The organism is Leucobacter iarius (assembly GCF_039530105.1).
GTDB classification, from domain to species: Bacteria; Actinomycetota; Actinomycetes; order Actinomycetales; family Microbacteriaceae; genus Leucobacter; species Leucobacter iarius.
This window is the reverse complement of sequence record NZ_BAAAOB010000018.1, coordinates 1-630: the sequence shown is the minus strand read 5'-3', so window position 1 is coordinate 630 and position 630 is coordinate 1. Positions and strand designations below refer to the sequence as shown.

1 pseudogene is annotated in these 630 nt (G+C 49.8%); it reads right to left on the bottom strand.

Annotated features, from left to right (window positions below):
* Positions 1 to 630 (bottom strand): annotated as a pseudogene (locus tag ABD169_RS16070) (IS110-like element IS5075 family transposase); the annotation flags it as partial.

Genomic DNA, 630 nt, shown 5'->3' with positions numbered 1-630 from the left:
GTTGCTTTTCCGACACAACAACTCCCTGACCCAGTCGGCCAACTTGCCAGACTGGTGTTCCAGTTTTTGTATGAATACCCTGGCACACTGAACCAACAAAGTTCGGATCTTTTTGTTGCCCCGCTTGCTAATCCCTAACAATGTCGTCCGACCTCCCGTGCTGTACTGTCGGGGTACCAGCCCTGTTGCCGCCGCAAAGTCACGGCTGCTGGCGTACTGCTTCCCGTCGCCAATCTCAGTTGAAATAGTACTGGCAGTCAGCGTTCCAACGCAGGGAATACTCAGCAAGCGCTGTCCAACCTCATCTTCGTCCAACTTTCGTTTCAACTGAGATTCCAGATCTTTAATCTGCTCAACAAGATAGTGATAATGCTGTTGTAATTTCAGCAGTAACTGGCTGAGATAAAGAGGCAAACTACTGTCCTCAAGAAGGGTACTCAGTCGACTAATAACGGCAGCACCTCGCGGAACGCTGATACCAAATTCCAGCAGAAAAGCATGCATCTGATTAGTTGTTTTCACCTTATCCTGAACCAGGGATTCACGGACACGATGCAGAGCTCGCATTGCCTGCTGAGATTCGGTTCTGGGCTGCACGAAACGCATAGATGGACGTGATGCTGCTTCACA